This is a genomic window from Marivita sp. (assembly GCF_020055635.1).
Taxonomy (GTDB): domain Bacteria; phylum Pseudomonadota; class Alphaproteobacteria; order Rhodobacterales; family Rhodobacteraceae; genus Marivita.
The window spans coordinates 1-6,252 of sequence record NZ_JAIPUT010000111.1 but is presented as its reverse complement, the minus strand read 5'-3'; the positions used below and the strand labels follow the sequence as shown (position 1 = coordinate 6,252).

Annotated in this window: 7 protein-coding genes; 1 reads left to right on the top strand and 6 read right to left on the bottom strand. The window is 56.2% G+C overall.

What is annotated here, in order from left to right; all coding sequences use genetic code 11:
• On the top strand, positions 1 to 500 hold a 500-nt coding region (locus LCF60_RS22940; RefSeq protein ID WP_292294861.1), incomplete at its 5' end, for a substrate-binding domain-containing protein.
• Here LCF60_RS22940 and LCF60_RS22935 read toward each other — a convergent pair.
• From LCF60_RS22935 to LCF60_RS22910, 6 genes are all read right to left on the bottom strand, one after another.
• Entirely contained in the window at positions 497 to 1,174 is a 678-nt protein-coding gene (locus LCF60_RS22935) for an RraA family protein (protein ID WP_292294860.1), read from the bottom strand. The two genes, LCF60_RS22940 and LCF60_RS22935, sit on opposite strands and share 4 nt — an antisense overlap.
• A gap of 13 nt (positions 1,175 to 1,187) precedes the next feature.
• Positions 1,188 to 2,471: a TRAP transporter large permease gene (locus LCF60_RS22930; RefSeq protein WP_292294859.1), complete on the bottom strand. Its 1,284-nt coding sequence runs from the start codon at positions 2,469 to 2,471 to the stop codon at positions 1,188 to 1,190.
• 2 nt (positions 2,472 to 2,473) lie between these two features.
• The gene (locus tag LCF60_RS22925) at positions 2,474 to 3,037 is read right to left on the bottom strand and encodes a TRAP transporter small permease subunit (protein WP_292294858.1); all 564 of its coding nucleotides are present in this window, start codon (positions 3,035 to 3,037) and stop codon (positions 2,474 to 2,476) included.
• A complete protein-coding gene (locus LCF60_RS22920) occupies positions 3,034 to 4,038 on the bottom strand; it encodes a TRAP transporter substrate-binding protein (protein ID WP_292294857.1) in 1,005 nt (334 codons plus the stop codon). Before LCF60_RS22920 ends, LCF60_RS22925 begins: the two co-directional genes overlap by 4 nt.
• A 39-nt stretch (positions 4,039 to 4,077) precedes the next feature.
• Positions 4,078 to 4,887 (bottom strand): creatininase family protein, encoded by an 810-nt coding sequence (locus tag LCF60_RS22915; RefSeq protein ID WP_292294856.1) that lies wholly within the window; start codon positions 4,885 to 4,887, stop codon positions 4,078 to 4,080.
• Between the two features lie 121 nt (positions 4,888 to 5,008).
• On the bottom strand, positions 5,009 to 6,252 hold a 1,244-nt coding region (locus LCF60_RS22910), incomplete at its 5' end, for an FAD-binding oxidoreductase (RefSeq protein WP_292294855.1).

Here is a 6,252-nt window from a genome sequence, read left to right as displayed (position 1 = left end):
CCTTTACCGCCAGTGGCGACCGGACGGCAGGTTGGGATTTTACCACGCGCTACACAGTCGGTTGGGTGGCCCGTCCAGATCTTATCACGGGGCGCGACTTGCCGATGACGCCGGAGGGACTGCGGGAGATGCCATTGGTGCTCTACCCCAAACCCTCGCCGTTGTTTAACCCGGTGGCCGAGTATGTCGACGAAATGAGATCGCAACCGGCGCCGCGCCATTATGGCAACTCGCTGGCGACGATCTGCGAAATGGTGCGTCAGGGCTACGGTGCTTCGGCTCTGTCGCTGAGCGCCCTGGAAGCCGACATAAGGGCTGGAAACCTGACGCAAATCCCCGTGACCGACAAGATTGATCCGCTGGATGTGGCGTGTACATATATCAACCGCGCCCGGCGCAAGCATGTGGGCCTTATCCTCGAAATCGCGCGTGACGTGTGTGAGACTTGGTGTAGAGAACATTCGGCCCACGCCTCCTTTCTTCAAACCGCCAGCGACTAGCTGGAAATCTTGGCCGCCACCATCGCCGAGGCTCCGGATAATTCGCCAAGATGTGTCCCGCCAGAGACCTTGTCTTCGTTGACACGTCCCCGTTCGGTCTTGGTTTCGCCCTCGTCCAGAACCGCATCAAGGTCTTCGGGCGCGATGAACAGAACGCCGCTTTCATCCGCCAGAACGGCATAGCCCGGCAGCACGGCCGCGCCACCAATGCTGATGGGTACATTGAATCCCCCACCTGTGTTGTAAAGCCGGGTGGTGACAGGCGACGCCCCGCGCGACCACATGGCGAAGTCTTGTTCGACAATTTCCGCAGTGTCGGTGTGCGGACCATCCACGCAGCCTCCCTCAAGCCCGATCATCGCCGCCATACGGGTCACCCCGCCGCCCCAACAGGCGTATTTCGTGTCGCCCAACCGGTCCACTGCAAGGAAATATCCGGGACCGCACTGACTTAGGCAATGGTGCAGAAGGGTTGAATCGAGACCGGGAATGGCAAGCGTCGCAACCGTGGCCGCCACCACCTTGCCCGAAAGAACCGGTTGGATCGCCGGTGCCGCAAAACCGAAATGGTAGAAATGGCCAATCGTCGCGGTTTCGAGCTTGGCAAGCCGGTCCAGCTTGTCCTGCGCAATCGGCGTGGGTATCGGGTTCATCTTGTAGGTGAGGTTGGACATGTCGCCCCCTTGGTTATTGTTTTCCGAGAATGAGATCGGGCAGGAAAGTGACTGTTTGCGGCACATAGGTTAGCAGAAGCAGAACCGCGAAAAGCGGCAACAGCATTGGCAACACAGCAACCGTCACCTTTTCGAATGAGACACCACCGACTTTCGACACGATGTAAAGGCCAATACCCATCGGTGGCGTCGCGATGCCAATGAGCAGGCCTAATTGAATGATGATACCGAAATGCACCCGGTCGATACCGTAGGCGTCGATCAAGGGAAGCAAGGTCGGCACCAGAATGAGTTTGGCCGGAACCCCTTCTACAACGCAACCAACGAGAACAATGAAAACCAGAAGCAACCCAAGAAAGATATTGCGGTTTTCGGTGAGCGAAAATGTCCAGTCAGCCAGTTTTTGCGGGGTCTGGTCGATTGCGAGAAGCCAGCCCATGGCAATTGAGAAGGCGATGATGATCATGATGACAGACGTCATCATGGTGGAATCCGAAAGAGCTTGAGCAAACTTGGCCAAAGTCAACTCGCGGTACCAGATGCCCAGTCCAATGCAATAGATGCAGGCCAAGACCCCCGCTTCGGTAGCGGTTACAAACCCGAACATGATTGAACCCAAGATGATCGCAGGGGCCATCAAGGCGGCAAATCCGTGACGCGCGCTTTGACCAACTTCGCGAACTGATGCCCGTTGCTGAGTGGGGAAATCCTCGATCCCGGCACGTAAACGAATGTAGAGCATGAGGGCCAGTCCCACCAAAATCCCTGGCACCAAGCCTGCCAAGAACATCCTCTCGATGGATTGCTGGGCAAGGAAAGCGTAGATTACGAGACCAATTGATGGGGGAATAAGAGGCCCGATTACCGAAGAGGCGACAGTTACGGCAGCCGCGAAATCTGCCTTGTACCCCCTTTCGCGCATCGCTTTGATCTCGATCGCACCAAGTCCGGCGCAGTCAGCGACAGCTGCGCCCGAAATGCCCGCAAAGATCATCGAGGACAGCACGTTCACCTGTGCCAATCCGGCTTTGAAATGGCCAACAAGGGCATTGGCAAAGGCAAAAATCCGGACCGTCACCCCCGTGACGTTCATCAAATTGCCGGCCATGATGAAAAAGGGCACTGCGGTCAGGGACGCTTTGTTCACGCCTTCGAGCATCTGTTGCGGAATGATCTGCAACGCGTTTGAAAAGTCGGATGTGAGAAAGGTCAGTACTGTCGCCATTCCGATGGCGATGGAAATGGGAACACGACACAGAATAAGTGCAATGAAAGTCCCAATAAGAATCCACGCCAAGGTCAGACCTCCGGATGGGAGAGTGCAACGTTTTCGGGCATGCCAGCAGCCATCTTCGCAAGATCTAGAAGAGCCGTCAGCGCCACCAGCGCAGCAGATATGAAAAGTGGGATGGAAAGTGCAAGCCGAGGTAGTTCAAACCCCGCTGGCAGAATAGCGCCATCATAGACACCAAGTGACGTGCTTATTACTTTCGGAACCTGCCACAACAACACGCCTGTCACAGTCAGTGTCGCAGCATCGGTCAAGAGCCGCGTAACGGCGATTCCAACCGGCCCGAAGAGGCCTGCCACGAAATCGACGCGGACATCAGCCAGTCGTGCGTAAAGTGCAAAAAAACCAAAAAAGCTCAGCCAGATGAAAAACACCATGGTCCAAGGCCACATCCAGTAAGGTGCAAGACTCATCGGACGCAGAATTATCGTGGCTGTCGTCAAGAGGAGCATTGCCAACAGGCAGATATTGGAGAGCCACAGAAAAACGCCGCCAAGATTCCAGTTCGCTCGGTCAATCCAGTTGAGGGCCCGCTGAAGCGGACCCTCGGGTGTATAGTCATATGGCGTCACGAACCAGACCCACGAGCGGCCTCGACCGCCTCCATAAAGCCTTCGGGTAACTCACCTGACTCTGCCATGTCAGCATAGAAACTTTGCATCTTTTCGACCAACGGCGCTGTGTCGAGCACTGTGAAGGTAGCGCCCGCCTCCTCCATCCGCTTGATGCTTTCCTCGGCAACGTTGAACATCACATCCTGGGAGTAATCCCCTACCTCTTCGTAGGCTTTCATAAGTCCTGCGCGCGTGTCGTCGTCCAGACTGGCCAGCGCTTGTTCGTTCACCATGAACCCGATGGACTGCCAATATTCATCGTGGCGGGTGATGTAGGGGGCAACTTCATTGAAGCGCATCGATTCCACCAGCGCGATGGGTGAATTGACCGCTTCGACAATGCTTTTCGATATCCCTTGGTACACTTCAGTCCATGGAAGAGTGATCACTTCGGCTCCAAGATGATCCCACGTTTCAATGGCAACCTTGTTCTCGTGCATCCGCAGTTTGACACCTTCAATGTCTTGGGCGGATTCGATCGGCATGTTTGACACCATCACGCGATACGGACCGCGCAAAACAAGTGTCGGATCACCAAGGGGTCGAACACCAGCTTGGTCTGCGGCATTGTCGAACCAGCCATTGACAGTTTCCGACGTCATGAAACGTTGCCAGTGATCGTAGTCATCAAAGGCGAACGCGGCGGCAACCCAAGCCAAGGCCGGTTCCCACTTCTTCATGTATCCGAAACCTTCGGCGTAAACTTGGATGATATTCGCCTGTAGCTGTTCGAGCACAGCGTCTTCCTTACCCAATTGTTCATTGGGATACACATCGATCTTCAATTCACCATTGGTGTACTCTTCAGCGAGTTCCGCAAACTTTTCGAAGACCTGCCCTTCCGGACTGTCAACTGGCATCTTGGTTGCCATCCGCCATGTCGTTTCCGCATGGGCTGCACCGCTGAGCAAAAGAGCCATGGCTGTGCCGAGTGCCAAGAGAGTTTTTCGATTATTCATTGATTTACCTCCTTGTTGAGTTTGATGGAATTGGCAGTTCTAGTCATGCAAACCTTTCGCAACGTGATCACAGACCAATCCGGCACCAATCGCGGCCAGACGTTTGACAAGTGTTTCGCCCGTCTCTGCGGAACAGAGGGTCGGATCACAGCCAAAAGCACCCGTTTCAGTCGCTTCAAGCGCCTCGATTGGGACTTGGATTTTCGCCCCATCGTAGGTGATCGTCGAGAATCCCGAGATCTGCATCCCTTTCACCCTAGCACCAGCTGGTGCCGGACGGACAAGATCAGGCCGCAACAAATCCGGGTAGAAATGCAGACCAACCGAAGTCAGCGGATCCCCGCCGTGTCCAGATGAGGCGCTGGCTTTTTCGCCACCGATCAGATCCGGCAATTCTCCGTAGGCAACCTGCCACAAGTACATGGATGGCACAAACAGACCTGCTTTCTGACGCCACCGAAGGGTCACTTCGGTGATTGCGGGCACGTTTCCACCGTGTCCGTTGACGATCATCACCTTGCGGATACCATGACGGTTCAAACAACCGAAAATGTCGTCAAGCAGCGCAACCAGCGTTGCGTTGCTGATCGAAATCCCGCCATGGCTCGAATCGAAAAAGTCCTTGCCCCCAAAAGGCACAACAGGGGCGACAAACGTGGATACACCTCGGTCACGCGCTGTCTTGGCGATCTCAAGGGCCATGAGGTCAGCAGCAAGATAGTCGCCCATGGGGGCGTGAATTCCCTGATCCTCAAGTGATCCCATGGGCAGAAGAACGACAGCATCTTCCGTCAAATGTTGCCTGGCTTCTTCCGAGGTCAACTCGGCCATGCGGATCTTGTCGATCATGTTTGGTCTCCGGTGCTCGCAGTTAAATCCCGCCACTATTGAAGGCTGCGGACATGAACCCTGTCCAATTCAAACCATTTGTGTCGCGATAGAGATTTTTTGGGACTGCTGGCTTGCACGGTCAGGCCTGTGCCGCAGCAAATGCGGTTTTTGGTTTTCTGCCAAACCGCGAAAATTGAAACGGCGCAGGGTCAACCAAGGGGCGCGCGTCTATCCCCAATTCGACTGCCAACTTACCTGCCGCTGGTCCAATGCCGAACCCATGACCTGAAAATCCGGTCGCCACGACCAAACCCGGAACAGTCGAGATGTGGTCGATGATCGGCACACCATCCGGGGTGACATCAATGATACCGCCCCATTGTTCGAGGATCTTGGCATCGCGAAACATGGGAAAGCTGCGTCTGACATCGCTCAAAGCCTGTTCAAGGCCGGGCGTTCTGGGGTCGGGATCAAGGACGCGGCACCGTTCAAAAGGTGTGACAGCATCGGTGGACCAGCGCCGTTGCATCATCAAAGCCTGCCAGAACGAGGCGTCCAGTGTCAGCGAAATATCGCGGCTGTTTTCCTGCAATCCGGCAAGGAATTTCGGCATGAGTCGAAACGCATCAGGTGTGATCTGGACCGGCGACCGTCCCCGTTGGGCTATTGTATACCCACCGTCCAGCCGGGGACGGATACCGAATTGGCCATTGCCGAATGTAAGAGACGGTCCGTTCGCGACCAGGCTGGTCCTCAGAACTGAGCCGCGGACCCGCAATTGTGGAAGGTCGACCCCGAGATTGCCCGCGAACACCCGAGACCATGCCCCTCCGGCCAATATGACAAGACTGGTCTTTATCGGACCACGCTCGGTGATGACGGAACTGACCTGCCCGGCCGACATCTCGATACTCCGGGCCGCACAGCCTTGCAGGATTGCGGCACCGGCGTCTTGTGCCCCAAGGGCAATTGCTGCGGTCGCAAGGCCGGGTTCTGCCCTGCCGTCGTCTTGTGTCAGCAATGCGGTGTTCTCGGTAAGCGTTGCGCCGGGAAAAGATGTCGCAAGCTCTGCCCGACCCAAACGCCGCACGTTCAAATCAAAGTCCTGCGCATCCTTCTCGACCCGCTCGAGCCATGCCAGTTCTGCGGAAGTCGCCGCCCCATAGACAATACCCGTGCGTCGAAATCCGGTTTCCCGTGATGTGCGGGATGCCAACCCCTCCCAGATGCGCAGGCTTTCTATACCAAGCGGATACTCGGCGCGCGCCCGGCCCATGCGGCGCACCCATCCCCAGTTTCGCCCGGATTGTTCTCCGGCGATGCGTCCCTCTTCCAGAAGGGCCACGCGAAGCCCCTGCTCTGCCGCCCAAAGCGCAGCGGAAC

What these genes read in the sequence shown, in the direction of transcription:
- LCF60_RS22935 (WP_292294860.1), bottom strand. Translation starts at nt 1,174, where the DNA reads ATGTCCAACCTCACCTACAAGATGAACCCGATACCCACGCCGATTGCG.
- LCF60_RS22920 (WP_292294857.1), bottom strand. Translation starts at nt 4,038, where the DNA reads ATGAATAATCGAAAAACTCTCTTGGCACTCGGCACAGCCATGGCTCTT.
- LCF60_RS22915 (WP_292294856.1), bottom strand. Translation starts at nt 4,887, where the DNA reads ATGATCGACAAGATCCGCATGGCCGAGTTGACCTCGGAAGAAGCCAGG.